At 70.4% G+C, this 25,841-nt stretch carries 21 protein-coding genes and 1 pseudogene; 15 read left to right on the forward strand and 7 right to left on the reverse strand.

Features of this window, described 5'->3' with window-relative positions; genetic code table 11:
* Positions 1-194: 194 nt before the first annotated feature.
* A complete protein-coding gene (locus tag OYE22_RS20065; protein ID WP_277321701.1) occupies positions 195-698 on the forward strand; it encodes a hypothetical protein in 504 nt (167 codons plus the stop codon).
* 355 nt (positions 699-1,053) lie between these two features.
* Positions 1,054-5,511: an FtsK/SpoIIIE domain-containing protein gene (locus OYE22_RS20070; RefSeq protein ID WP_277321702.1), complete on the forward strand. Its 4,458-nt coding sequence runs from the start codon at positions 1,054-1,056 to the stop codon at positions 5,509-5,511.
* A 118-nt stretch (positions 5,512-5,629) separates the two neighbouring features.
* On the opposite strand, the gene OYE22_RS20075 is transcribed toward OYE22_RS20070, so the two are convergent.
* On the reverse strand, positions 5,630-5,902 hold the full coding sequence (locus OYE22_RS20075) for a WXG100 family type VII secretion target (protein ID WP_277321703.1): 273 nt from the start codon (positions 5,900-5,902) through the stop codon (positions 5,630-5,632).
* Positions 5,903-6,103: 201 nt separating this feature from the next.
* On the opposite strand from OYE22_RS20075, the gene OYE22_RS20080 reads away from it, so the two are divergent.
* Positions 6,104-6,367, forward strand: a complete 264-nt coding sequence (locus tag OYE22_RS20080; protein WP_277321704.1) for a hypothetical protein — start codon at positions 6,104-6,106, stop codon at positions 6,365-6,367.
* 40 nt (positions 6,368-6,407) lie between these two features.
* Positions 6,408-7,235 carry a hypothetical protein gene (locus tag OYE22_RS20085; protein ID WP_277321705.1) on the forward strand — a complete coding sequence of 276 codons (828 nt, stop codon included), beginning with the start codon at positions 6,408-6,410 and terminating at the stop codon, positions 7,233-7,235.
* A 220-nt stretch (positions 7,236-7,455) separates the two neighbouring features.
* Here OYE22_RS20085 and OYE22_RS20090 read toward each other — a convergent pair whose 3' ends face one another.
* The 4 genes from OYE22_RS20090 to OYE22_RS20105 all read right to left on the reverse strand — a co-directional run bounded on the left by OYE22_RS20090 (position 7,456) and on the right by OYE22_RS20105 (position 11,285).
* On the reverse strand, positions 7,456-8,874 hold the full coding sequence (locus OYE22_RS20090; protein WP_277324224.1) for a PE-PGRS family protein: 1,419 nt from the start codon (positions 8,872-8,874) through the stop codon (positions 7,456-7,458).
* Between the two features lie 105 nt (positions 8,875-8,979).
* Positions 8,980-9,678 (reverse strand): hypothetical protein, encoded by a 699-nt coding sequence (locus tag OYE22_RS20095; protein ID WP_277321706.1) that lies wholly within the window; start codon positions 9,676-9,678, stop codon positions 8,980-8,982.
* A gap of 357 nt (positions 9,679-10,035) precedes the next feature.
* A complete protein-coding gene (locus tag OYE22_RS20100) occupies positions 10,036-10,620 on the reverse strand; it encodes a hypothetical protein (protein ID WP_277321707.1) in 585 nt (194 codons plus the stop codon).
* Positions 10,621-10,766: 146 nt separating this feature from the next.
* On the reverse strand, positions 10,767-11,285 hold the full coding sequence (locus OYE22_RS20105; protein ID WP_277321708.1) for a DUF3592 domain-containing protein: 519 nt from the start codon (positions 11,283-11,285) through the stop codon (positions 10,767-10,769).
* Between the two features lie 565 nt (positions 11,286-11,850).
* On the opposite strand from OYE22_RS20105, the gene OYE22_RS20110 reads away from it, so the two are divergent.
* A complete protein-coding gene (locus OYE22_RS20110; RefSeq protein ID WP_277321709.1) occupies positions 11,851-12,660 on the forward strand; it encodes a hypothetical protein in 810 nt (269 codons plus the stop codon).
* A gap of 96 nt (positions 12,661-12,756) precedes the next feature.
* On the opposite strand, the gene OYE22_RS20115 is transcribed toward OYE22_RS20110, so the two are convergent.
* Both OYE22_RS20115 and OYE22_RS20120 read right to left on the reverse strand, forming a co-directional pair.
* A complete protein-coding gene (locus OYE22_RS20115) occupies positions 12,757-13,647 on the reverse strand; it encodes a hypothetical protein (RefSeq protein ID WP_277321710.1) in 891 nt (296 codons plus the stop codon).
* A gap of 158 nt (positions 13,648-13,805) precedes the next feature.
* Positions 13,806-14,516, reverse strand: coding sequence for a hypothetical protein (locus OYE22_RS20120; protein WP_277321711.1), 711 nt, complete (start codon positions 14,514-14,516; stop codon positions 13,806-13,808).
* A gap of 220 nt (positions 14,517-14,736) precedes the next feature.
* Between OYE22_RS20120 and OYE22_RS20125 the strand changes: the two genes are divergently transcribed.
* From OYE22_RS20125 to OYE22_RS20170, 10 genes and pseudogenes are all read left to right on the forward strand, one after another.
* A complete protein-coding gene (locus OYE22_RS20125; RefSeq protein WP_277321712.1) occupies positions 14,737-15,459 on the forward strand; it encodes a hypothetical protein in 723 nt (240 codons plus the stop codon).
* A gap of 33 nt (positions 15,460-15,492) precedes the next feature.
* Positions 15,493-16,293: pseudogene (locus OYE22_RS33455) on the forward strand (hypothetical protein); the annotation flags it as partial.
* A gap of 692 nt (positions 16,294-16,985) precedes the next feature.
* The gene (locus OYE22_RS20135; protein WP_277321714.1) at positions 16,986-18,293 is read left to right on the forward strand and encodes an ATPase, T2SS/T4P/T4SS family; all 1,308 of its coding nucleotides are present in this window, start codon (positions 16,986-16,988) and stop codon (positions 18,291-18,293) included.
* Positions 18,294-18,299: 6 nt separating this feature from the next.
* The gene (locus tag OYE22_RS20140; RefSeq protein ID WP_277321715.1) at positions 18,300-19,292 is read left to right on the forward strand and encodes a type II secretion system F family protein; all 993 of its coding nucleotides are present in this window, start codon (positions 18,300-18,302) and stop codon (positions 19,290-19,292) included.
* Positions 19,289-20,239: a type II secretion system F family protein gene (locus OYE22_RS20145; protein WP_277321716.1), complete on the forward strand. Its 951-nt coding sequence runs from the start codon at positions 19,289-19,291 to the stop codon at positions 20,237-20,239. Before OYE22_RS20140 ends, OYE22_RS20145 begins: the two co-directional genes overlap by 4 nt.
* 87 nt (positions 20,240-20,326) lie before the next feature.
* Positions 20,327-20,575, forward strand: coding sequence for a hypothetical protein (locus tag OYE22_RS20150; protein WP_176162165.1), 249 nt, complete (start codon positions 20,327-20,329; stop codon positions 20,573-20,575).
* A 326-nt stretch (positions 20,576-20,901) separates the two neighbouring features.
* Complete coding sequence (locus OYE22_RS20155; RefSeq protein WP_277321717.1) at positions 20,902-21,417, forward strand: TadE family protein; 516 nt, start codon at positions 20,902-20,904, stop codon at positions 21,415-21,417.
* Positions 21,418-21,422: 5 nt separating this feature from the next.
* On the forward strand, positions 21,423-21,935 hold the full coding sequence (locus OYE22_RS20160) for a TadE/TadG family type IV pilus assembly protein (protein WP_277321718.1): 513 nt from the start codon (positions 21,423-21,425) through the stop codon (positions 21,933-21,935).
* On the forward strand, positions 21,932-22,456 hold the full coding sequence (locus OYE22_RS20165; protein ID WP_277321719.1) for a pilus assembly protein TadG-related protein: 525 nt from the start codon (positions 21,932-21,934) through the stop codon (positions 22,454-22,456). The genes OYE22_RS20160 and OYE22_RS20165 overlap by 4 nt, the downstream gene beginning before the upstream one ends.
* 357 nt (positions 22,457-22,813) lie before the next feature.
* Positions 22,814-25,831 carry a BTAD domain-containing putative transcriptional regulator gene (locus OYE22_RS20170; RefSeq protein WP_277321720.1) on the forward strand — a complete coding sequence of 1,006 codons (3,018 nt, stop codon included), beginning with the start codon at positions 22,814-22,816 and terminating at the stop codon, positions 25,829-25,831.
* Positions 25,832-25,841: the final 10 nt, after the last annotated feature.

A 25,841-nucleotide genomic window follows, 5' to 3' on the forward strand; every position in this document is an offset into this window, starting at 1 on the left:
CGCGGGGCGTACGAGGTGGGCGGGGCGTACGAGGTGGCAGGTGCGCCGCGCGGGTACGCCGGGCCGTGCGGCGCGAGGCCGGGGCGGTCCCGGGGCCGTACGGGCCGGTGGGGCGGCCGGTGTGGTTCGACTCATCGCGCCGGCGGTGGGCGAGCGCTTGCCAGACGCGGAACCCGTCTCGGATGATCAACGCCATGTATCGCGAGCGCCCTTCGAAGGTCTGGTCCCTGATCTGCGTCACCCTCTACGTCGCGGGTGTCGCCTGGATGGGCGTGGACTCGCTCCCGGAGGACCTGGGGCCATGGCTCGCGGTCTCGGCGCTTTTCCTGCTCCTGCTCCTCGCGTTCACCAGCGTCCCGGTCTCCAAGTACTTCTACAACCGCATCGACCTGGACCACACCACCCTGCGGGTCGGCCGCGAACGCCTCGCCCTCACCGACCTCGACCCGGCCTCCGTCACCGCCGCCCTGCACCGCGCCCAGCAGCCCCCGGGGCGCCCGTTCGCCGCGGCCAACACGGCCCACCGGGCGGGCCAACGCCCGCCCCGACTGGTGGGCGGCGGCTGGGCCGTACCGATGGGCATGGACAGCGTCACCATCGCCACTCGGCGCGGCGAGGGCCTGAACATCCCCACCCGCGCCCCCGAGGCGTTCCTGACGGCCCTGGCCAGCGCACTCGCCCTGCAACACCAGGCGTAGCCCCGAGACCGAGCCCCCGCACCCAGCGCCCCGCGCACCCCACCCGCCTCCCGCCCGGCCCACATCACACGCCGTACGGGCCTCCGCCGTACGCAACCACGCGGTACGGGACCCCGCCGTACGCACCCACGAGGTGCGGAACCGTGCCGTACGGAACCACGGGCCGCCCGCCCGCCGTGGAGACCCATGACGTCCACGCGCCGCGAAGTCCCCTGGCAATCAAGGGCATACCGCGCACATCGCACGCGGCGCCGAGTTATCCACAGGCCATCCGTTCGATGAGACACCCAACAGATAGCCTCGGGACGAACGACTTGAGAGCCACGCAACGCCGCGGGCGGGGAGGAAGGCAGCCATGCGTGTCCTGGTGACGGCTGTGCGGGCGGGGGCCGAACCCCAGGACGTGCTGGTCACGGCCGACGACTCGGCCACGGTGGCCGACATCGCCGCGGTACTGGCGAACACGACCGATACCCCCCGCCCGCCCGGCCCGCGGACACCTCCCGGCGCGGTCGTCCCCCTCACCTGGAGCGCCAAGGACCGCCCGGACGCACAGTCCACCGGCCCGACCCTGTGGGCGGACGGCCGCGCGTGCCACCCCACCGAGAGCGCCAAGTCCGTCCTCCGCGACGGCATGCGGGTCTCCGTCGACGACACGGTCGGGCCGCTGATGCGGGCGGGGGAGCCGAGTGGGCGCTATGAACTGCGAGTGGCAGGGGGACCCGGGGCGGGCCGCGTGGTGCGGCTGGGAGCGGGTGTGGCGACCATCGGTACGCACGCGTCCTGCACACTGCCGGTGGCCGATCCCGAACTGCCACCGACGGCGGTCAGGGTCACGGTCCACGCCGACGGCACAGTGCTCGTCGCCCCACACCCCGACGTGCCCGTGCTCCTGGACGATGAGCCGGTAGAGCGCGAGACGGAGTGGCCCCGCGGCGGCATGCTGCGAACCGGCGATTCGCTCTTCGTGCTCGACGAGCCGGCCGAGCCCGACGCTCACCTGGCCGCGACCGGCGAAGGGGGCCTCGCGTACAACCGCCCGCCCCGACTGTCACCGTTGCGGCCGCGTGCCCGCCTGGTGGTGCCCGCGCTGCCGGGCAAGGGAGAGACCACCCGCTTCCAGATCCTTTCCTCGCTCGTACCGCTGGCCTTCGGGCTGATCATGTATTTCGTCACCAAGCAGATCTACATGCTCCTGTTCTGCCTGATGAGCCCCCTGATGATGATCAGCCAGTGGGTGAGTGACGCGCGGTACGGGCGCAAGCAGCACCGCAAGTCGATGAAGCAGTACAAGGCCGAGATGGCCGAGCACGCCGTGCGACTCCGCGAGGTGGGCAAGCAAGACCAGCGCAACCGGCGCATCGCGCACCCCGACCCCGCTGAGGTACTCCTCTTCGCCACAGGTCCGCGGCGCAGACTGTGGGAGCGCCGGATCACAGATCCCGACGTCATGCAGTTGCGACTTGGTGTCGCGGACCAGCCCGCCGACATCGAGTTGGTGATGGCACGCGGCGGTGGCTACGACGACGAGAGGCCGGAGCCTCCTGTCATCACCGACGTGCCCGTCCCCCTGGCCTACACCGAACTCGGTGTCGTCGGCATAGCCGGTGACCGGGCGCGGGCGTTGAGTACGGCGCGGTGGCTCGCCGTCCAGGCCACTTCCCTGCACAGCCCGCGCGACCTGTCCCTCGTGGTGCTCTGCGACAGCCCGACTGCCGGGGCGGACTGGAGCTGGGCGCACTGGCTCCCCCACACCGCGCCGCAACAGGGTCAGGACTGCGTCGCCCTGCTCGGCTCGGACTCGGAGACGGTGGCCCGCCGTGTGGGTGAGCTGCTCAACGAACTGGAGCGACGCAAGGCCGCCAGCCAGCACCACAGCGCCACCGGCGCCCTGCGCCCCGACCCGTACGTACTCGTCCTCCTTGACGGCGCCCGCCTGTTGCGCCGCATGCCTGGCGTGCCTCAGCTCCTCCAGGAGGGGCCGCGCCACGGGATCTTCGCGTTGTGTCTCGATGCTGATGAGCGACTGCTCCCCGAGGAGTGCAGCACGGCGCTGTCCTGGTCAGCGGAGTCCGCCACCCGTGCCTACCTGCGCGGGTCAGGACTCGAGTCCCTCGGCCCGGTGCTCGTCGACCAGGTGACGCTGGAGTGGTGCGAACTGATGGCTCGCTCCCTCGCCCCCGTACGTGACGTGAGCCGCGACGACGCCGACAGTTCGTTGCCCACCGCCGCCCGGTTGCTGGCCCTGCTCGGCATGCCGGACCCCACCGGCGCGGACATCGAACGCGTCTGGCGCTCCGGAGGCGCGACCACACAGGCCCCCATCGGCATCGCCGCCGACGGGCCCTTCGTGCTGGACATCCGTCGCGACGGACCACACGCACTGGTCGCTGGCACCACCGGCGCCGGAAAGTCCGAACTCCTCCAGACGATCATCGCCTCCCTCGCCGTGGCCAACCGGCCGGACGCCCTCAACTACGTCCTGATCGACTACAAGGGCGGCAGTGCGTTCATGGACTGCGCCCGGCTGCCGCACACCGTCGGCATGGTCAGCGACCTCGACGCCCACCTCACCGAGCGTGCGCTGGCGTCCCTGGCCGCCGAACTGCACCGACGCGAGGAGATCCTGTTCAACACAGGGACCAAGGACATCGAGGACTACAACGACACCCGCAAGCTCCAGCCGGAACTGGAGCCGATGCCCCGACTCGTCCTCGTGATCGACGAGTTCGCCTCGCTGGTCGCCGAACTTCCGGACTTCATCGCGGGCCTGGTGGACATCGCCCGTCGAGGCCGCTCGCTGGGCGTGCACCTGGTCCTCGCCACCCAACGGCCCGCCGGCGTGGTCAGCGCCGACATCCGCGCCAACACCAACCTGCGGATCGCGCTGCGCGTCACCGACGGCTCCGAGTCCTCGGACGTCATCGACGCTCCGGACGCGGGCGCCATATCCAAGTCCACACCAGGCCGCGCCTACGTGCGGTCCGGGGCCCAGTCGCTGGTCGGCGTGCAGTCCGCACGCATCGGCGGTCGGCGCCCCAGCACGGGCCAGGTCGGCCCCAAAGCCACGCTGCACGCTCTCGCGTGGACAGCGTACGGACGTCCGATGCCAAAACCCGTGGAGGCGGACGACGACGGCACCATGGTCACCGACCTCGCCGTGCTGGTCGACGCCGTACGGGCCGGGGCCGAATCCATGGGTTTCGCACCCCCACGAAGCCCGTGGCTGCCGCCGCTGCCCGACCTCGTCACCTTGGACGAACTGCCCGGCACCGCTACGGGAGAGGCAGGTGCCGATGTCAGCCCCGCCCCCTTCGGCCTCACAGACCTGCCGGCAGCACAGGCCCGGGCGGCGTTCGCGCTGGACCTGGTGGACGGAGACCACACGCTGCTGGTGGGCGGCCCCCGCTCCGGCCGCTCCACCGCGTTGCGAACCCTCGCCGGGTCGCTGGCCCGCAGCACATCACCGGCAGACGTGCACGTCTACGCGGTGGACTGTGGCTCCAACGCCCTCCTCCCGCTCGTGGGACTGCCTCACGTGGGTGCCGTCGTCACCCGCGACCAACCAGACCGGGTCCGCCGCCTGATCGACCGCCTGCTTGCCGAGATCTCCAAGCGTCAGCAGATGCTCGCCCTGCAAGGCGCCTCCAGCGCTGCAGAGCAGCGGGCCACAGCCGACCCAGCAGAGCGACTGCCCTGGATGGTCCTGCTGTTGGACGCGTGGGAGGGGTTCGTTTCGACGTTCGAAAGCTACAACTACGGGCAGCTCATCGAAGCCATGCAGCGCATCTTCCGCGAGGGTGCCGCTGTCGGCCTACGGGTCGTCATGACCGCCGACCGCAGCGGTCTGACGGGCCAGGTGGCATCGGTGTTCGGAGAGCGCCTCGTGCTCCGCCTCGCTGACCCGAGCGACTACTCCACCGCCGGATTCCGTGCCAAGGACGTCCCCAAGCACATGCCGTCGGGACGCGCCCTGCGACTCGCCGACAACGGCGTGGAGGAGACGCAGTTGGGACTGCTCGATCCGGACCCGTCCGGACAGGCACAGGTCGCCGCGCTGCGTCGGATCGGCGCCGAGGCCACCGCGCGCCAGCCTCGTCTCCCCAGGTCGCTGCGGCCGATGCGGGTCGATGCTCTTCCGACCCGCATCACCGCACGGGAGGCGTTCGCGCTCGATCCCGAGTTCGCCGCACCATCCCCGTTGTGGACGCTGCTGGGTGTGGGGGGTGACGAGCTCCAGCCAGTCGGCGTCGACCTGCGTGAGACGGGCCCCGGCATCGTCATCGCCGGGCCACCGAAGTCGGGTCGCTCGGCCATGCTCCTCGGAGCGGCCCGCTCTCTCCTACATCAGCGCACCCCCATCATCCTGATCACGCCCCGTCGCTCGCCGCTACGCGAACTGGAAGGCCAACCCGGCGTCTTGGGCCTGCTCGGCTCGGATGCCAAGGCCGAGGACCTGGAGGAACTCACCGGCAGGGCCAACGGTCCCTATGTCGTGCTGATCGATGACGCCGAGCTGTTGTACGACGAGCCCTTGGACGATGCGCTGGAGGCAGTCCTCCGCAGCGGAATGGACGGAGACCACGGCCTGGTGGCGGCGGGCACGACTGACACCCTGTCATCGCAGTACCGCGGCTTTGTGACGGAGGCCCGGAAGACACGCAACGGTGTCCTTCTGACGCCGCAGAGCTCCTCCGACGGTGAATTGTTCAATATTCGGTTGCCGGCCAATAGCAACACCGGTGCCCCCGGCAGCGGCCTGCTGATACGAGGCGGCGGAATGATGCCCATACAGGGGGTTGTGGACGAGTAGCCGCTCGTCACCACGCAGCCAAATACGCTGTGATTACGTGGACATGCGACTGGGGCGTCCACCCGTGAGGTGAACGCCCCAGACACTCTGGCCATAGCGCCGTCCAGCAGCGCGCGGCTCAGGTAGCGCGCTCGATGTTGTCGTGGCTCGTCTTGGCCGACTTGCTGGCACTGTGAAGCGTTTCCACGAACTTGTCGAACGTCGGCTTCACGTTGGCCCACTCGTCACGGAAGCTGTTCGCCTTCGGACCCTTCCAGTAGCTCTCGCTACCGGTCGTCTTGGTGTTCAGTGCCTTGACGAGGGCGGCGAGCTCGCCCGCCTTCTTGTCGAAGTCTTCGTAGAGCGACTTGAGCTTCTCAAGACTTGCACCGCGGTCCATGTCACCGGACATAGCGATCCTCCCCGTATGACAGAAGCAGACGGACGTTCCGTCCGCACGCCTGGACGCTATCGCACCGCCTGACCATGGTGTAACCGGCATCGTCCCTTGTAACGGACCTGATGCAATGTCCACTCAGAGCTATGTGGCCCTGATCCGAGCGACAAGGTGTGAGGCTATGCTGAAGAGGTCGTGTGATAGGGGGAGAGCAGCATGGCCGACCCGGAAATCGAGAACCTGACCAAGCGGGCGACGCAACTCCGGTCGCTGGCCGACCACATTGATTCACTGGTCAAGAGGCCGAAGACACACAGCACCGACCAGATGAAGAAGTGGGCGGGCCCCAATGCCGACAAGGTGCGCGGTGACCTGAAGACGTGGCACACGAAATGCGGGACAGTTGCCACCAAATTGCGCGAAATGGCGACTGAGTGCGACAAGAGCGCTGAAGAAGCAAGGAAGCCCAAGGACAAGTGAGTCGGCCAGCTTGCCGAGTTCACCGGGAGAAGTGAGAGAAATGCCTTCCTACGACAGCTCCAGGGCGCGCTTCCGGCTGGCGGACCGACACATGGCCGTCTTCGCGCACCTCGTCGACGGCGAAACGCCGGTCGAGGAACTGTGGGACTCCCTGACCGAGTTGCAGGGCATCGGCCTGGTGGGGGAGGAGGGCGAACTCGCCCCGGCGCTCGCGCCCTTGCTCACCGCCATGGCCAACCCCACGGTGCTCATCACAGCGGAGGTCACCGGCGAACACGGCACGTTGAACCACGGCATCATCGTGGGCCAGGACGACGTCTTCGTGCACGACGGCTGGCCCGGCGAAGAGGAGTCCGAGTACGTGCCGATCGACGGCACCACGATCGTCTGGGAACTCGCCCGCATGGTGAACCTCATGCGTGGCGACGCGGAGGACTTCAAGGTCGCCAGCGTCGAAACCACCATGGGCGCGCTTGACGCGGCGTTCAGCGCGCTGGAGGAGGCCGAGGGGGACGAGGCCAAGGCGGGTGAGTTGACGCGTGAAGCCCTGACGAGGGTTGGGGGTTTGCCGGCCGTCGAGTCCGAGGCGCTGAGCGAACTCATCCTGAGTATGAACTCCATGTGGCGCATCACCTCCGTGTGGGACGGTGAGCACGAGGGTGAGCGGTCGGCGATGGTGCGCGCACTCGCCGTATGGGACTGCGGTCCCCGCGGATACTGGGTGCGCGAGAAGCCCGAGGAACCCATTCTGGAGGGACAGGTGGGACCGGACAGCGCGCTGAAGCTCGTGCGTGTGTCACCTGGCCGGGTATGGGAACGCATCACCGACCTCCTGCCCGACAAGCACGAGCTGGCCGCGGCGCCGTAACGGGGGTTACGACCTCTTCCAAGCGCCCCGAGAAGGGTTCCCCCGCGTATCGTTGGCCGCCGACGACGGGCGCGACTCCGCTGGTCAGAGGAGTCGCGTCGGTCATGGGCCGGGTGGGCTCGCACCTGAAGTGCCGCGGTGGGTGCGGCGGCGGGGTCGGCGTGGGCCAAGCCGAGACGGGCCCTACTTCCTACGGGTAGGGCCCGCGATGGCCAGGGCGTCAGAACCAGTTCTTCGGATTGAGTTTCTTGGCGACGCTCTTCCCCTTGTTGACGGCGGCCGAGCCTAGTTCCTTGGCCTTGTTGCCTGTCCACGCCACTGCCTTGGTCGCCCCGCTTTTGATGTCGTCCCAGTGCTCGACGACCTTCGCACCGACGTAGATTCCGCCGAAGACGACGGCTGCTCCGATCGTGTACGGGTTGGGTGCCACCATGGACGCTGTCAACGAGGCATGGAAACCAACTTCTGCGACATCCGCGACGTAACCGGCGCCGTTTCTCTGGAACGCCTTGACCGGGTTTCCCTGCGAAATGACGTTCGCCGCGCTGAAGCCCGTGGAGGCGACACCGCCGACCAGGCCGAGGCCGCGGAGCGCGCCCGACACCTTCCCGGCCCCGGCCAGCCCCTTGAGTAGGGCGGTACTGCGCGACCATCCAACGGCCCGACCTCGAGTGGCGATGTTCTTCGTGACCTTGTACAGGCTCGCGTTGGCAGCTCGCGCGACGGGCTGCCCAGAATGCGTGAGCCCGCCGAACCGGGCCGCCAACGTGTCGGAGCCGACGATGGCGTTGATGGCCTTGTTGGCGGTGAGTCCGCGCCATATCGGCGACCTCATGAACGGCAACCGCCGCGCCGCGTCGAAAGCCTGACCTGTGCGGTCAGCGATCATTCCGGACGTTCCTGGAACACGGTTCGCGAACTGTGTCAGCTTGCTCGGCAGCCAACTTCCCGGTGCGCTCAGCGAACGCATCGGGAGTTTCATCCGGATCAGGTTGCCGCCCCACTGCTGGATGCGGGCATTGCCGCTGCCACGCATCGCGACGCCAATGCGGGTCTTCCAGGTCCGCAAGGGTCCCTTGGCCAAGGAGTTACCCACCAACACCTTGGTGAGGGCCGCCGACTGAATGGTGACCACGGCGGTGGTGCCACTCACCGACATCCAGTCGCCATACAGGCCGATCATGGTCTGGATCGTGGCCTCGTGTGGGGCGAGTCCGGGAATCTTGCCCACGGCGTGTGCCTTGATACGGTCCAGCCAGTCAGCCAGCGACTCGTTGGACTGTCGCTCGAAAACCTTGGCCTGAGGATCCTGACTGGACGCGACGGAGTTGGCGAGCAGCAGGACATCGGGCGTAAGACCCTCGCCCTTGTATTTCTTGAGATCCTCGTCAGTGAAGCCGGCCCACCGCAGGCCGGCCTCGGGGTCGCCGTCTTCCAAGCGGGCGATCGCAGCGCGTTTGCGGAGATCCGTTCCCGCATGGTTGACCCACGACGTCATGGGCTTGAGAGCGGTCAGCCTGTCGGTCACTCCCAGTGTGGAAGCTCGGGTAAAGGCTTCGCGGAGTCGATCACCGACGCCGCCTTTACCGTCGATGAGCTTGGCCAGTTGTTCCAGATCTCCCGGATTGACATTGCGCACGATGCGCACCCCCGTGTTCGTTCCTGCACGTGCTCAAGGAGTCAGCGAGTGCCCTCCGCGCCGGGAAGCCCCGACCTCGCCGAGGGCGTCGCGTCGGCGGCAGCGCTAACGGTCGCCCAGTAGAGCGAACGCGAACGCCAGTCGACGGTCGACCCAGCCGGCCTTGACGGTCACCCACTTACTGCCCTGCGAGACCATGACCACGTTTCCCTCTGCTCGCCATTCGAGCGTCCGCTCACGGGAATCGTGGTGGTCGCTTTCCTCTGCGCCCAAGGACGTCACGGCCGATTTGAGAGCGCCGAAGACGACCTTGCTGACGCCGTTCTCCACGATGTTCTTGGTGTCACCGCTGGCCCACTGATTGCGACCGACGATCTCGGGTTGGCCGACCTGCTCAATGCGCCAGGTGTGTTTGAACATGCGCTTTGACGGAGGAATGCGGGTGATGGAGCCGATAAGCTCACCGTGGCCATCCCTGACCTGGTGCCGCCGCTCTCCGTCCGACTCCCCGACGTCGTTCAGGGAGCAGAGCAGCCGCTCGGCCGCCTCGTCCTCGTACAGACAGGGGCCGGTGACGCCGGGCGGAGTGGACACCGAAGGCGGTGCGCAGTAGGCACACGGCGCGTACACGCGGTAGTTCTTCCCGCCGGAGGGCACGCGGATGGCGCGTGGGCCACGCACGGCACGCTTACGGTGTGGCGTAATGGGCCGTTCTACCCCGCCAATGGTGAATTCGCCGACATTCGCCCAGTCGACGGCGGGCAACGCGGGTTCCTGCCCGGCTGCGCCCTTGCCGTACGCCACCGCGATCTCCTTCCGTTCTCGCACCCCATACTTTGTTCAGCGCAACCGTTCCGGTCGGATGACTGGATGTGTAGGCCACGCTCATGACCAGCATGCTGTCACAGGCGAACGGAGAGAGGGCCGTCGAGTCTGGGCTTGTGCCCATCTGGTGACGCGGAACTACGGCAGGTCACGCGCTAGTTGGCGTCGGTGACGAGCGGCCTGGCAGTAGACGATTGGCTCCGGGCGAGAGTCGCCCGAAGCTGAAACGGAACCGCGCCTCGGCGGACGCGCCCTCGTGACCGCACGCTGACTCTTTGTCGCGAACGGGGCGGGCCACTTCTCCGCCGTGATTCACGTCTGGTCGCGCTCGTCTCGCTACACGACTCCGCCGTCGGGGCGACGCTGCAGGAAGTTGAGCGGCGCGGAAACCAGCGCCCCACCGAGCGTCAGGGAAGCGGTGTCCACGGCCTCAAAGAGGAGCGCGAAGGCCAGATCTGTGGCGTCGGCTGGGCCACTCACCTCTCCGGCGCACACGAATCCACTGGTTGGCTCCTCGACGCGCCGCCCCGGGCCGACGGAAACGCGTACATCGGCCCTACGCAACTCCGCTGACTTCCCGAAGCCGAGAGAGGTGTACGTGTACCCGCGCTCGCCCTGCGTCAGCCGCAGGGCTCGGTCTCTGGGGCGTAGCCCTCTGGCGTTGTAGGTGACCTCGACCCGCTCGCCCCCTATGAACATGTAGGGCTCGTCCAGCGAAGGCTTGCCGGGGCCCAGCCCACGGAAGAGCCCGTCAGGAAAACCGTCCCCGTAAAGGCGCGCTTGACCAGTCCTCTCCTTGCGGGACTTGGTCAGCTCATGGTGCACAGTGACAATTCCGTAGCCGCCGATCTGCCCTGTCCAACCTTCGCGGTCCGGATGCGCGAACGGCAGAAGCTCGAAAGAAAATGACGACACGTCCAACCTCTTATTCGTAGCCGATCAGTGTGCGTAGGGGCGTCGCCCCCTCAGAACGTTTGTGCCGTGATGTCTGGGCAGGTAGATGGGTGACCCCTCTGTCGCGACGAGGCCGCCGCGCCGGGAAGCCTGTCACCGCGGGCTTTTGGGGATCACGAGGTGCTGTCGATGAGGCGCAGTAGGGTGCGTCGCCGTAGCGTCAGGGCGATGGCGCCTGCCAGGAAGAGTGGGCACAGGACGAGACACACGACCATGGGCAGCGTGAGCGTCGGGGGACTGTCGACCCATTTCTGGGTCAGCACGCGACTCGGGTCGTGGGGATCGTAGACGACGCGTACAACGGAGCCTTGGGGCAGGCCTTCGGGGCGTTTGCCACCCCACTCGCTCAGGGCTTCGCGCAGGGGGCCGTCGGGCCCCTCGAAGCGCACCATGACATTGCCCGCGCTCCCGAACCGGTCCTTGGGGGAGTCGGTGACCTCAGCCGCCGCGACAATGCCCCGCGATCGCAGGTCATCGACCAGTGACTGCGAGGGAATCCAGAAGAAGAACAGGAACACCGAGCACGTCAGCACCGCCAAGGCGAGGAGGCAGAGGATCAGCCTGCGCTGGGGCAGCTTCCGGCGTATACGCAGGGCGTGCAGTTCGCGTCGTCTCGTTTCTTCGATCGCCATCAGGTGGCTCGACCGGGGAGGCCGCTGCCAGTCAGGCCCGCCCCGCTTCGGTCTTTTCCGTCCCATTGGTTCCGTTTCAACGTCGACGCCCACCCGGTCGTGGTTCGCTTGGCCTCCACAGTACGGTTCAGCCAATCACCGGCCTCCCCGCTGCTCCGGATACTTCCTCTTCGGGGCGATCGCGGAGGCGGTTCGCGCCTGTGCGCGGGATCGCCGTGTCTTAGGAGCGTGACCATCTCGCGCTCCGGTTTGCGAAATGTGTCCGGTGGGTTTCCGGTCTCCGTATGACGAACCTCTGTCGGTTTGCTATGTGCCCCGCTGTTTCCCTTCGGGGGGTTCTACGAGCTCTGTCGCGTCCTAACTCTCGAGCGTTGTTGGCGTGGTATAGATGTGCGGATTGAGTGCGCAGAGTCTGGTACGCCCGGTCGTCCGGGACGCGAGGTGGGGTCCGTACCCGCGAGTCGGGTCGAAGATGGCGAGGCCAGTCCGTGAGCGCGGTGGCATGCGCACATGCGGTAGGAGCAGCGAAGGGGGACCCGTGGGGGTACGGGATCGCATACGAGGCGTGGGTGAGGCGGTGACCTCGGCCGCGGCCAACGTCGGCCGGGAGGTCGTCAATCGGGGGAGTGACGCGCGACGGACCGGAGCGAACGCCTCCGGTGAGTGGGTGCTCGGTGTGCTCGGCGCGCTGCCGCCGCCGGCCGCGCCGGCCGAGCGGGAGTGGGAGTTCTCGCTGGGTACCCTCATCTGCCAGCACCCGCGCGTGCCCGCCATCACCGCCAAGGCGCTGCGCGCCCTGGACAGCCTCGGCGCGCTGCGCTTCGGGCCGGAGTCGGTCGGCTTCGAGGGTGAGGACATCCCGTGGAAGAAGGTCACGGGGCTGCGGCTGCACAACGCGTTCGACGCCATGACCACCGAGGGCCTCGACGCGGAGGTGGACCGCATCCGTGAGGTGCTGCCGCCGCTGCCGGGGCGCAAGTGGGCGGTGACGAAGGTGGTCGAGGGCCTGGCCACGGTCGTGCTCGCGGCCCTGGAGCAGGCCAGCGAGCAGCGGCTGGACAGCGTCAACGTCGCCTGCGAGGTGACGTACAAGGGCGCGTTGGGCCGTGAGAAGACGCTGCGGGCCAACCTGTTCACGACCGCGCTCCTGGCGCACCAGACGGACGTCGCCTACAGCCTGGTGGTCACGGCGCAGGCGGCCGGCGTGCCGGTGATCCCGGCCGACCCCGCGGCGCTGGACGACAAGGCGCTGGAGCGGGTCCGCGCGCTGCGGGAGCGTACGGACGCGATGGCCGCCGAGTTGCGCGCGCAGGGCGACGATGACGCGTCCGCCGACGCGGACGGGCCATCGCCGTCGCGGCCGGTCGCCTCGTAGCGGCGAGGGCGCGGGGTGAGCGCGTCGGGCGCTCACCCGCTGGACGTTCGCGGCCGGTTGCCGCCCTGTGGGCGGTAGCCGGCTCGCGGCGCGGCGTCACCGGTTGATGGACTGCACTTCGCCGACGGTCACGTCAGTGGTGTCCCCGTAGGTGCCGGTGGGCAGGGCGCCGCCGTCGCCGTCGGAGCTGGTCCAGTAGATCTCCCAGGTGACGGTCGCCTTGAGCGGGTGCGGGCCGGTCTGGTTGGTGGCCCGGAGGTAGGTCACGCCGCACGGCGGAGCCTGGTTCTTCCTGTCGTCGCTGTACGGGGTGCCGATGCTGCCGTCGGCGGCGATGCGGCATTCGCCCGAGGCGGGGTGGACCTTGGCGTCCTGGGTGCCGGGCTCGATGGTGAGGGAGACCGGCTTGGCCGTGGTGGTGGCCGAGAGGCCGATGCTGGGCAGGCTGGCGGTCGCGGAGACGGGCTTGAACCTTGACTTGTCGAGCCAGATCCAGGTGTCCAGGTTGACCGTCTGCTTGCCGGACGGGTTCATGGTGATGTCCGTGTCCGGCACGGGGAGTTCGTCGTAGGCGTACTCGGCGAGGATCTTTGTCGAGATGGCGAGTGGTTCGTCCGGCGTGTCGCCCTCGTCGACCCAGAAGGGCAGTCGGTTACAGGACTGCGCCTCGGGTTCGTCCTTACGGTTCTCGTTGACGACCGCTACCCAGAATTGGCCCTTGCCCTGCTTCTTCATGTTGTAGTCGTCGTACTTGTGGGTCTGGAAGATGGTCTTGTAGACCTGAGCGAACGTGGGCCCGATACCGAAGAAGCCGGGCATCTTCTCCAGGCCCTCGATCGTGCCCTTGAGCTCCTTGGGCGTGATCCTCGGCTCGTACCAGCAGGCCGGCGGCTTCCAATTGGAATTCCGCGGGGTCAGCGTACCCTTTTTTCCCTGCCCGTTGCTGCCGTTGACATTAACTTCCACGCCCGACGACTCGACGCCCACGGCGACCTTCTGGTTGGTGCCGGAGGGATTGACGCTTCCGACTCGGCCGGCTGGCCTACGCCCACCCTGCTCATCCTCCGCATGGGCTGCCGTGGGCAACGTGACTGCCAAGGCGGCGATAGCTATGACACCGGTACCGCTAACCCTTATCTGATGCGTCAGGCTGGGCACTTCTTCCCCCCGTCCGTCGACATGATCTTGGTCGTCTGCCAAACTCCCAGGTCGTTCTTCTTGAGGTTCTCTGTGTAATAGCCGAAGTTTCCTGGGCCAGGCACGTTCTTCTTGACCTTGCCGGTCTTCTTGTTGACGCTGTGAGAATTAGTCTCGTCTGAGCAGTAGTTGACAACCGCGGAGCCATCCTTCATGAAGGTGACCTTGCGGTTGTAGTAGCGAGTGGTTCCGGTGAAGGTGACCCCGGCGTCATAGTAGGACTTGATGTATTCAAGGGCCGACAGTAGGCCCATGTCCTTGAAGTAGAACTTCAACGCAGGCCGCTTCGTGTTACCGCTGGTGATGGCTTCGTCCATCGCATTGAGCCCGCGCTCGCTGTCCGCCAGCACCGCGTCCTTCTTCGGATCGCCCGTCTTGCCGTCCTCGAAGACGTTCTTCACATCCGCCGGCAGCTTGATCTCCGGCCGGTCGATTCCGTCGTCCATGGGGGTTGAGCTTGGGCTGGCCGTGTCGGGCGCGGGTGCTGAGGAGCTCTCGGCGCCCTTGATCTTGTCCTTGCTGTCGGAGCCTGAGTCGGAGTCACCTCCGCATGCCGTGAGCGTCATCGAGGCGGCCACGAGCAGCACGATGCCTGCGCCGAAGCGTGTCTGTGTGTTCAACGTACGTAACTCCCGTGGGTGTTCGATGAGAAACGCCACCGATGATGACATGGATGCGCGCGGCAATGGCGACGGTTCCCTTGCGTGTGGATAACGGTGAGACCAGGGAGTGGCGAGTGCCGCTGCCGCGCCTTGAGGCCGCTATAGGCTGCTGATACGGTGCGATGACTTGACAGCTTCTTAGTCTGCGGTTTAAGCGTGCGACAGTGGCTGTAGCGGGCAAATGCCTGAATACGGACATAACTTCGGGGGCAGTGGCGTGAAGATTCAGGAGCGCACGGGCGCGGGCAGTGGCCGGGGTACCGCACCCGGTCAGCCAGCGGGGGAGAGGCTCCCTTCCGCGCCTCGTGAACGGAAACCGGCGCTCGCCGCGCTCGCCGTACTCCTCATCCTGGTGGGCGCGTTGGGCGCGACCGTCCTGGTGTTGCGCGCCGGTGATCGTATTGAAGTGGTGAAGATTACGGAGAAGGTGAGTGCGGGCAAGCCGATCCCGGACTCCGCTATTGAATCCGTGATGGTTGCCGAGGATTCCGGTATCGATTACGTGAAGTGGGAACAGCGGAATGCGCTGTCCAATTACCGGGCCGCCGCCGACCTGACGAAAGGCTCGCTTCTCGTCGGTTCGATGCTGACCGACAAGAAGGGCCTGCCCGAGGGCAAGGTCGTGGTCGGGCTCTCGCTCAAGGACGGGCAGTACCCGCGCGGCCTCAAGGCCGGCGACGTGGTCGCCGCGTACCGGGTGGGAGACGCCAAGGGCGGCTCCGGCGGTTCCTCGGGGGACGGCGGCGAGTCGGGCGGCGGTGACGCCCTGCTGGTCCGCAGCGCGACCGTGGACACGGTGACCGGCACCAACGACGGGATCGGCGGCGGGGACCTGCCGGTCGCGGTCGTGGTGAACCAGGACGAGGCGCCCGCGCTCACCCAGGCGGCGGCCAACGGCGCGGTCTCCGTCGTGCGGCTGTCCACCAACAGCGGCAACTGAACCGCGGGGCCAGGGGACAGGGAACGTAGAAATATGGCGCTCATCGCTCTCGCCGCGGACAAGGGCTCGCCGGGGGTCACCACGGCCGCCGTCGCGATAGCGGCCGTCTGGCCCCGGCGCGTGCTCCTGGCCGAGGTCGACCCGGCCGGCGGGGACCTCGTCTACCGGGGTTCGGCGGCGCACGGCGGGCCGCTGGACCCGAACACCGGCATGCTCTCGATCGGTGCCACCGCCCGCCGTGGCCTGGTGCCCGATCAGTTGTGGGACCACGCGCAGCCCATGCTGGGCGGCCTCGACGTGCTCGTGGGGCTCGGCAGCTCCGAGCAGTCGGCCGGACTGGCCGGGCTGTGGCCGATGTTGGGACGCGCGTTCGCCGGGCTCGGCGACTCGCCCGACGGGCCCGCCGACGTCATAGCCGACTGCGGCCGGGTCGGGGCGGACGCGGTGGCCGTGGAGATGTTCCCGTACGCGTCGATCGTGCTGTTGGTCGCCGGTACGGAGCCGGAGCAGCTCGCGCGGGTCAGGGACCGGGCCGCGGCGCTGTCGGCCCGGCTGCACGGCGGGCAGCGCGGCGCGGCGCAGTTGGGAACGCCGCTGATCGGCGTGCTCCTGGTGGCCGACGTGGGGAGCGCGAGCCGGCTCGTCGGACAGGTCAACGACATGCTCGTGGCGGCGCAGGCCGGGGCGCGCGTGGTGGGCGTCGTGGCGCGGGACACCTCTGGCGCGGACCAGTTGGCCGGGCGCAAGCGCGGGCGGTTGGACAAGTCGCTGCTCATCCGCTCGGCGCGGAAGGTCGTCGGCGACCTGCACCAGCAGTTCGGCGCGGCGTTCGCCGGCGCGCCCGCCGGCGCGTCCACCCCCGGCGGGGCGCGCGGTGGCGTCGGCGGCGCGGGGCGGGTCACCGGACCGCGGGCGGGCGCCCAGCCCGCCCCGTCGCAACCCGGCCAGGCCGGCCGTCCGGCCCAGCCGCTCCCGGGCCAGTCGGGCCAGTCGGGCCACGCCCCGCACCCCGGCCCCGGTGCCCAGCCCCCGCAGGGTGCCCAGCCCCCGCACCACGGGCACGGCAACCCCTCGGGCACCGGCGAGCAGCCCTCGGGACGGCACGCCCAGCCACCGCACGAGCAGCGGGACCAGCGCGCGGGGTCGGCACAGCCGCGCCCGCCGCGCGACCAGACCCGCGAGAACGAGCGCACCCAGCAGATCCACCAGATGCCGCGCCCCGGGCGGGCCCAGCCACAGCCAGAGCCCCAGCCGCCCGCCACGTACGACGGCGGCAGCCCGTACGACGGCGCGAGCCCGTATGACGGCGGCGCGTACGAACGCCAGGCCGCGCCTGACGGCAGTGGCCCGTACGACCCACAGACCTCGTCCTCGTACGACCCACAGACCTCGTACGGCGCCAACGCCCCGCTCGGTGCCAACGCCCCGTACGACGGCGGCAGCCCGTACGACGGTGGTGCGGCTCAGCCCGAGCAGCGGCCCGGTGCGGCCGGTGGTGCGGGTGGGGCCGGAGGGGGAGCGGGCTGGTGAGCACCGTCGACCACCAGCTCGTCAAGCGCTTCCGGCAGGAGGCCGGCGACCGGATCGCCGAGCAGCGCCGGATCGACCAGGTCGCCGGCGCCACGCCGATGACCCCCGAGGACGAGCGGCAGTACGCGCGCGCCGTCATCGCGCAGATCCTGGAGGACTACGCGCGCGCCGAGATCAACCTCGGGCGCACCCCGCTGGACGCGGAGAGCGAGGAGAGCTACGCGGCGGCCGTACACGCCGCGCTGTTCGGCGTCGGCCGGCTGCAACCGCTGCTCGACGACCCCGAGGTCGAGAACATCGACATCAACGGCTGCGACCGGGTCTTCATCGGCTACGCGGACGGCCGCGAGGAGCAGGGCGAGCCGGTCGCCGAGAGCGACGAGGAACTGATCGAGCTGATCCAGGTGCTCGGCGCGTACTCGGGCCTGTCGTCGCGGCCGTTCGACACCGCCAACCCCCAGCTCGACCTGCGGCTGCCCGACGGCTCCCGGCTCTCCGCCGTCATGGACGTCACCCGGCGGCCCGCGCTGTCCATCCGCCGGGCGCGGCTCGGCAAGGTCTTCATGGCCGACCTGGTGGGCAACGGCACGCTCACCCCGGAGCTGGGCAACTTCCTGGCCTGCGCGGTGCGGGCGCGGAAGAACATCATGATCGCCGGGGCCACCAACGCCGGGAAGACCACGCTGTTGCGGGCGCTGGCCAACGAGATCCCGCCCAGCGAGCGGCTGATCACCGTGGAACGGGCGCTTGAGCTGGGCCTCGACCAGTTCCCCGACCTGCACCCCAACGTCGTGGCGTTCGAGGAGCGGCTGCCCAACTCCGAGGGGCAGGGCACGATCAGCATGGCCGAGCTGGTGCGCCGCTCGCTGCGCATGAACCCCTCCCGGGTCATCGTCGGCGAGGTGCTCGGTGACGAGATCGTCACCATGCTCAACGCGATGTCGCAGGGCAACGACGGCTCGCTCTCCACCATCCACGCCAACAGTTCCAGCGAGGTGTTCAACCGCATCGCCACCTACGCGCTCCAGGCGAACGAACGACTGCCCATCGAGGCCAGCCACATGCTGGTCGCCGGCGCGGTCAACTTCGTCGTCTTCGTCGAGCGCCGCAACGACTACGCCAGCGGCGGCTCGCTCAGCCGCCGCGTCACATCCGTGCGCGAGGTCAACGGGGTCGACGGGCGGGTGCTCTCCAGCGAGGTGTTCATCGAGACGGCCGACGGCCGCGTCGTGCCGCACGCGCCGGTCACCTGCCTGGACGAGTTGGCCGCGTTCGGTTACCGCCCGTCCGGGGCCTGGGGGTAGGGCCGTATGAATCAAGTCACGTCGATGGGCGGGTTCTTCTCGCTGCCCACGTTGTTCGCGCTGTTGTCCGGCGTGGTCGTCGGGGGCGGCGTCGCGCTGCTGATCATCGCCGTCCGGGGGCTGCCGCCCAAGCCGGAACACGAGAAGGCCAAGGCCGGGCAGCGCGCCGCGGAACTGGCCCGGTTCGCCAGCCGGCGCGGCTCGCTCGCGATCGGCGTCGGCCTGGCCGTCCTACTGCTGACCCGCTGGATCGTGGCGGGCCTGGCGGCCGGCGTGCTGGTCTTCGTCTGGGACCGGCTGTTCGGTGGCGCGGCCGAGGAGCGCTCGGCGATGCGCCGGGTCGAGGCGCTGGCCGCGTGGACCGAGTCGCTGCGCGACACCATCGCCGGCGCGGTCGGCCTGGAGCAGGCCATTCCGTCCTCCGCGCGGGCCGCCGCGCCGGCACTGCGCCCGCACCTGGACGCGCTGGTGGACCGGTTGCGGGCGCGCACGCCGCTGCCGGACGCGCTGCAACAACTCGCCGACGAGATCGACGACGCGTCGGCCGACATCATCATCGCCGCCCTCATCCTCAACTCCCGGCTGCGCGGCCCCGGCCTGCGCGAGGTGCTGGGCGCGCTGGCCAAGTCGGCGCGCGAGGAGGTCGACATGCGGCAGCGGGTCATGGCGCAGCGCGCCAGCACCCGGCGCAGCGTGCAGATCGTGGTCGGCGTCTCGATCGCGTTCGTGCTCGGCCTGTCGATCTTCAACCGGGACTTCGTCGAGCCGTACGGGACGCCGGTCGGGCAGCTCGTGCTGGCCTGTGTGTGCGCGCTGTTCGCGATGGGCTTCTGGTGGCTGCGGAAGCTGTCCAGCATCGACACGCCGGACCGGTTCCTGACCCGCGACGCCACGCCGGAGCGGTCCGTACCGGCGCGCGCCGGCGCGCACGCGGTGCGGCAGCCCGGCGCGGGCACCGTGCAGTCCCCCGTCTACGGCGATGAGGTGACCCCCCGATGAACAGCGCTATCACGATGCCGGTCCTGGTCGGTGCCGTCTTCGGGCTCGGCGTCTACACCCTGGTCCGCGCGCTGATGCCGGGCCGGCGCGGGGCGGTGGCGCGGGTCGCGCAGATCGACGCGCTGCGGGCGCGCGGCTCGGCGCACGCCGGCCGGTACGAGGCCGACCGGGGCCAGGCCGGCGGCGCGGCCCGGGAGAGCCGACTGGAGGCCGCCCGCGGCCGGATCGGCCAGCGGGTCGCCGACCTCTACCTGCAACAGGGCTGGGAACAGCGGTCGCTGCGGGCCGACCTGGCGGTGCTGGAGCGGAGCTGGGAGTCGTTCCTCGCGACGAAGGTGCTGCTGGGCGCGGCCGGACTGGTCTTCGGCCCGTTCGTCTTCGTCATCGTCTGGACGCTCGGCTTCGGCAGCAGCCCGATCATCCCGGTGTGGATGGCGCTGCTGTTCGGCGCGGTCTTCTTCATGCTGCCGGACCTGGAGGTACGCCGGGACGCCGCGGACAAGCGGCGCGACCTGCGCCGGGTGATCGGCGCGTACCTGGACCTGGTGGCGATGAACCTCGCCGGCGGGCGCGGCCTGCCCGAGTCGCTGATGGCCGCGGCCGACGTCAGCGACGGCTGGGCGCTGCGGCGGATCAGGAACGCGCTCGCTGACGCCCGGATCACCGGGACCAGCCAGTGGCAGGCGCTCGGGAACCTCGGCGAGGAACTCGGCGTCGATGAACTCAAGGACCTCTCGTCGTCCCTCGCGCTCGTCGCGGACGACGGAGCGAAGGTACGTGAATCACTCGGGTCGCGCGCGGAAACGATGCGGCATCGAGAGCTGGCGGAGATCGAAGGGAGCGCTGGAGAAAAGTCGCAGTCGATGCTGGTGGCGCAACTGCTGCTGTGTGCGGGGTTCCTGGTCTTCCTCATCTTTCCGGCCGCGATGCGCGTCTTCGAGGTCTGACCGTGCCGACACCGCCGACACAGCCCTTCTCCAACGGTCACCGTTCCCTCGCTACTCCCCCCACCACCTGAGAGGACACTCATCACCATGAACACAGGCCCTCGCATCAGCCACCCGGCGCTCGACTTCCTGCTCGCCTTCGTACGCGGCCGAGTGGAGCGCGCCCGCTCCGGCGAACTCGACCGCGGCGCCTCCGCGGTGGAGTGGGTCATCATCTCGGCCGTCGTGGTCGCGATAGTCGGCGTGGTCGCCGCGATCATCAACGCCGCCCTGAGTGACGGCGCGGACAAGGTCGGCGACTGCATCAAGGGCGCGGACGCCAGCAAGACCTGCTGACGCGTGGCACGACCCGCGGACGCCCGCGAGACCCGCTGACGCCAGCGGAACCGGTGACGCCACCACGCGCTGACGCGCCGCCACCCGGGCCACGGGCCGAGCGCCCCGGAGCCGACCCGGGGCGAGCGGTCCACCGCGCGCGCCGGGCCCGCCGGGTGACCGGCGGGCGGGCGACCGGTCGGCTCACGTGGCCGGCGGGCGACCGGCCGGGGGAGTGTGCCGGGGCGGAGCCCGTACGGGGTGACGATCGCCGCGGCGCCGGCCCCACCGGGTCGCCCCGTGGGGGCGGCGGCGCCAGGGACCGAGGAGACAACGGGGATGACGGCATGAGACGAACCGGGGGCGGTGCGCTGCACCGCGCGGCGCGGCGCAGGGTGGACGCCATGCGCGGCGACGGCCGCGACCGGGCGGGCGCGGCACCGGGCCGGGCACGCGGCAGCGGCGGCCGGACGAGCGACAGCGGGATGACCGCCATCGAGTTCGTGCTGCTCACGCCGGTGCTGTTCTTCCTGATCTTCGCGACCGTGCAGTTCGCGCTGTACTTCTTCGCCGACCACGTCGCCCAGGCGGCGGCGCAGGCCGGCGCGCGCAAGGCGCGCGCCGAGGCGGACGAGAACCCCGGCGGCTGGGGCGGCAAGGCGCGCTCCACGGCCGACAGCTACATCCGGCAACTGGGCCCGAACCTGCTCATCAAGCCGGAGGTGACGCTGCTCACGCCGCGCGCCGACACGGTGGGGGTGCAGGTCGAGGCCGACGTGCCCACCGTGTTCCCCGGCATGCGGTTCACCGTGCACGCGCGGTCGCAGGGGCCCATCGAGCGGTTCGTCGTGGACAGGGGCTGAGCGCGGTGTGGCGTGCTGAGCGACGTACGACGGTCCGGGAGGCCCGGGCCCGCGCCGGGCGTGCGCCCGAGGCGTCCGGGAGCGCGGCCGACGGCGTTACCGGCGCGCCCGGTGGCGAGGCCCGCGCCGGCGACGCCGGGCTCTCGACCATCGAGGTGGTCATCCTCGCGCCGGTGATGATCCTGTTCATCCTGGTGCTGGTCGGCTTCGGGCAACTCGTGGAGGGCCGGGGCGCGGTGGACGGCGCCGCCCGCGACGCCGCGCGCGCCGGCTCCATCCAGCACGACTACGGCGTCGCCATGCGCGAGGCCCGCAAGGCCGCGGCAGCGGACCTGAAGGACGTGTGCGTGGGCTCGGTGAACGTCCGGATGACCGGCTCCCGCTTCGAACCCGGTGGCTTCTTCAAGGTCGAGGTGAGCTGCGAGGTGCGCGGCCTGCGCATGATCGGCCTCGACATCGGCAGCACGGTCAAGGCCACCGGCAGCTCGCCCATCGACCCCTACCGGAGGGCCTCATGAGCGCCCCGCCCACCCGGCCGGCCGAGCGCGTGAGGCGACAGCCGGCGCGCGCCCGGCTCGCGGCGCGCTGGGCACGGGCCGTCGAGCGCCGGTACGCCGGGCGCCTGGACGACCGGGGCGCGGGCGCGGCGGCCGTCATCCTCTTCGCGTTCCTCTTCCTGGCGCTGGCCGCGTTCGTCGTGGACGGCGGCATGTCCATCTCGCAGCGCGAGCGGGCCGCCGACATCGCCGAGCAGGCCGCCCGGTACGCCGCGCAGGACATCGACGAGGCGGCGCTACGCGCCAGCGGCGGCACGAGCGCGCCCATCAACTACGAGAACTGCGGCGCCCGGGTGCGGCAGTTCGCCCGCGAGGCCGGACTCTCCGGACCGGACGTCGCCGCGTCGCGCTGCGTGTCGGCCAACGCCGAACAGGTCGAGGTCGAGATCCAACTCACCTACGAACCCGTGCTGACCGGCCTGTTCTACAACGGCTCCTTCACGGTGCGGGGCTCGTCGAAGGCGGAGTCCCATGTCGGCTGACCCCTGCCCGCCGCGGCCCGTACGACTGGCGGGGCGCGTACGACCAGCGGAGCCCGTACGTCCGGCGGAGCCCGTCCCACGAGCGGAGTCCGCACGACGAGCGGAGCCCGTACGACGAGCGGAGCCCGTACGCCCGGCGCGCGCCGTACGGCCGCCGGGACGCGTACGCCCCCGGGCGTCAGCCGGGCCCCCGGGGGCCCCGGGGCTCCCGCGACCGACCGGACGTCGCAGACGGCGTCCGCCGCCGGGGCCGCCCCGGCGCTGAACCCCCGTCCGCACCCGTCGTCCCGCGTCGCTCGCCGCACGCGCCACGCCGACCCGTCCGACGACCCCACCCGAGGCTGAGGAATCCCGCCCATGGCGCGCACCGCCCGCCCCACCCCAGGCCCGTCCGGCTCGCAGCCGCGACGGCAGCCGCAGCCGCTGCCCGTGCGTACCCGTACGGTGGGCGACTTCGTCAAGGCGTTCTTCGCGTTCATCGCGCTGTCCGCGCTGCTCATCGGCGTACCCGGCGCGCTCGCGTACTTCGTCGGCTGGCCGCTGCCCCACGAGGCGCCCACGCTGGAGACGGTGCGGCAGCCGATCACCGCGAGCGTCTTCGTCGACGTGCTGACCGTCGTGGTGTGGCTGGCCTGGGCGCAGTTCGCCGCGTGCGTGATCGTCGAGGGCAAGGCGGAGATCTCCGGCGTCGGCATGCCGTCGCGGGTGCCGGGCGCCGGGCCGAGCCAGTTGTTGGCGCGGCAACTGGTGGCCGCGCTGCTGCTGGTCGGCGCGTCGGCGGCGAGCCTGACCCCCGGGCTGTCCCAGATCGGCAACGCGTACGAGGACAACGCGCGCGGCACCGTGGCCTCCGCCCAGCAGACCCCGGGCCAGGCGGGCGAGAAGGTCGGTGACGGCCAGCGCCACCTGGAGCCGCACCAGCAGCGGATGGTGGACCCCACACGGCCCGGCACGGGCAGCGCGCACGTGGGCGAGGAGCGGCGGCAGACGAAGTTCTACCGCATCCAGCCGCCCGAGGGCCGCCACCACGACTCGCTGTGGGAGATCGCCGAACGGCACCTGGACGACGGCCGCCGCTACAAGGAGATCTACCAGCTCAACAAGGACCGGGTGCAGCCCGACGGCTCCAAACTCTCCCAGGCCAGCCTGATCCGCCCCGGCTGGATCATGGAGATGCCCGCCGACGCGCACGGCGGCGAACTGGTCGAGATGCCCGAGGACTCGCCGGAGATCACCAAGGACCTGCGGGAGCAGATCCGCGAGTACGACAGGTCCAGCCGCACCCCGCACCGCGACGTCGACCCCGGCCGCGCCGACCAGGCACGGGACGTCTCCGTCGACCAGCCGGCCCGCCCCAGCGTCCCCGAGCCGGCCCCGGCCACCCCGGACGACAGGCGTTCCGCCGACTCCGCCACGTCCGCCGACGAGTCGGCGTTCGGCCTCTCCGAGGCGCTGATCGGCGCGCCGCTGCTGGCCGCCGGGCTGCTGGCCGCGCTGGGCCGGCGGCGCAGGGCGGCGCTGTGGCAGTCGGCCATGTCGGCGCTCGGCCTCGGCATCGACCTCACGCCGACCGGCCCGGCCGCCCGCGTCGAGGAGGCGCTGCTGGTCGGCGCCGACCCCGTGGCCGTAAGCGACCTGGACCGGGCGCTGCGCGGCCTGTCGGCGGCGCTGGCCGCCGACGGGCGCGAGCTGCCCGTCGTCTACGCCGCGTGGCTGACCGGCACCGAGCTGCACCTCCAACTCTCCGCGGCCGCCGGAGAGCCGCCACGGCCGTGGCAGCCCGGCCAGGACGAGACGTTCTGGCGGCTGCGCCGCTCGGCCATCACCGAGCAGGCGGACGACGGAACCGCCGCCCCCTATCCGGGCCTGGTCAGCCTCGGCACGCTGGACGAGGCGCGACTGCTGCTCAACCTGGAGGCCGTGCCCGGCATCGTCTCGCTGACCGGCGCGGAGGCGGACCGCACCGCGGTCTTCGCCTCGATCGCCGCCGAACTGGCCACCAGCGGCTGGTCCGACCGGCTGACGCTGACCCTGGTCGGCTTCGGCGCCGAACTCGGCGCGCTGGCCCCCACCCGCATCCGGCACCTGGACGACGTGGCCGCGCTGGTGGAGACCATGACGGCCGAGACCGAACAGCGGCGCGCCGCGCTCAGCGTCGCCGGCCACGACTCGGTACTCACCGGCCGCACCGGCCAGGCCCAGCACACCCAACGCGCCCCGCACCTGGTCCTGCTCGCGGCCGAGCCGGACGGCGAGCAGGCGACACGGCTGGCCGAACTCGCCGCCGACTCCGGCCGGCTCGGCATCGGCTACCTCATCGGCACCACCCAGCAGCAGTTCCCGGGCGCGACCTGGGAACTGGACATCACCCCCGACGGCACGCTGCGCGCCCCGCTGCTCGGCCTCGAACTGACCGCCCAGCGACTGCCGGCCGAGCAACACCGGGCCGTGGTCGAACTCTTCGCCGCCGCCGACCCGGACGGCGTCGCCACGACCGGCCGCGCCGACGGACAGCGGGCCCCGTTCCTGGTCGACATCAGCGAGGCGGGCCGGCCGGCGGTGTACGCGAGGCTGCTCGGCGACTACGAGATCATGGGCCTGGAGACCCCGGAGGACGAGCGCGGCGCGCTGCTGCACGAGGCGCTGGCCCTGCTGTTGTTGCACCGCGAGGGCGTCCACCCGCGCGTCCTGGCCTCCGCGCTGTGGCCGCGCGGCGCCACCGAGGACGTACGCGACGCGCTGATCGAGCGGCTACGGGAGTGGCTCGGCGAGGACCAGGGCCCCGAGCCGGGCCCCGGCGGCGGCGCGGCCGGCGCGAGCGCGCCCCGACTGCGGAGCGACGCCACCGGCCGGCTCACCCTCGCCACGTCGGTCGTCTCCGACCTCGACGTACTCCGCACCCTGCACCACGAGGCCACCCAGGGCCGGGGCGCGAACGACCTCCGCACCCGCGAACGCCTCCTCACCGACGCCCTCGCCCTGGCCCGCGGTCCCCTCCTGGCGGGCCGCCCGCAGGGCCGCTACGGCTGGCTGGCCCACGAGATCATCGAGGCCCAACTGCCGCTCCTGGTCGCCGACGTGGCCCTCGCCCTGGCCGCCCACCACGGCGCGGCGGATCGGCCGCGCCAGGCCATGGCCGCCCTGGAGGCGGCGCTGGCCTCGGCCCCGGCTGACGAGCGCCTGTGGAACGAACTGCTCCGCGCCGCCCACGCCACCGGCGACACGGCCCAGCTCACCACGACTGCCACCGCCCTCCTGGACCGCAACGCCACCCTCAGCGGCGGCGCCCGCGGCCTCCCGCCGCGCACGGAGGCCTTGTTGGACGAACTGTTGCCGACGTGGCGGGGGGACGTGGGGCGGGCTACGGCGAACTGACGACTTCGAC

This window comes from Streptomyces sp. 71268 (assembly GCF_029392895.1).
Lineage (GTDB): Bacteria > Actinomycetota > Actinomycetes > Streptomycetales > Streptomycetaceae > Streptomyces.

Excerpts from the sequence above, each read along its gene's own strand:
- OYE22_RS20145 (WP_277321716.1), top strand. The coding sequence starts at position 19,289 with ATGAACAGCGCTATCACGATGCCGGTCCTGGTCGGTGCCGTCTTCGGG.
- OYE22_RS20075 (WP_277321703.1), bottom strand. The coding sequence starts at position 5,902 with ATGTCCGGTGACATGGACCGCGGTGCAAGTCTTGAGAAGCTCAAGTCG.
- OYE22_RS20085 (WP_277321705.1), top strand. The coding sequence starts at position 6,408 with ATGCCTTCCTACGACAGCTCCAGGGCGCGCTTCCGGCTGGCGGACCGA.
- OYE22_RS20150 (WP_176162165.1), top strand. The coding sequence starts at position 20,327 with ATGAACACAGGCCCTCGCATCAGCCACCCGGCGCTCGACTTCCTGCTC.
- OYE22_RS20155 (WP_277321717.1), top strand. The coding sequence starts at position 20,902 with ATGAGACGAACCGGGGGCGGTGCGCTGCACCGCGCGGCGCGGCGCAGG.
- OYE22_RS20170 (WP_277321720.1), top strand. The coding sequence starts at position 22,814 with ATGGCGCGCACCGCCCGCCCCACCCCAGGCCCGTCCGGCTCGCAGCCG.
- OYE22_RS20070 (WP_277321702.1), top strand. The coding sequence starts at position 1,054 with ATGCGTGTCCTGGTGACGGCTGTGCGGGCGGGGGCCGAACCCCAGGAC.
- OYE22_RS20080 (WP_277321704.1), top strand. The coding sequence starts at position 6,104 with ATGGCCGACCCGGAAATCGAGAACCTGACCAAGCGGGCGACGCAACTC.
- OYE22_RS20140 (WP_277321715.1), top strand. The coding sequence starts at position 18,300 with ATGAATCAAGTCACGTCGATGGGCGGGTTCTTCTCGCTGCCCACGTTG.
- OYE22_RS20105 (WP_277321708.1), bottom strand. The coding sequence starts at position 11,285 with ATGGCGATCGAAGAAACGAGACGACGCGAACTGCACGCCCTGCGTATA.
- OYE22_RS20165 (WP_277321719.1), top strand. The coding sequence starts at position 21,932 with ATGAGCGCCCCGCCCACCCGGCCGGCCGAGCGCGTGAGGCGACAGCCG.
- OYE22_RS20065 (WP_277321701.1), top strand. The coding sequence starts at position 195 with ATGTATCGCGAGCGCCCTTCGAAGGTCTGGTCCCTGATCTGCGTCACC.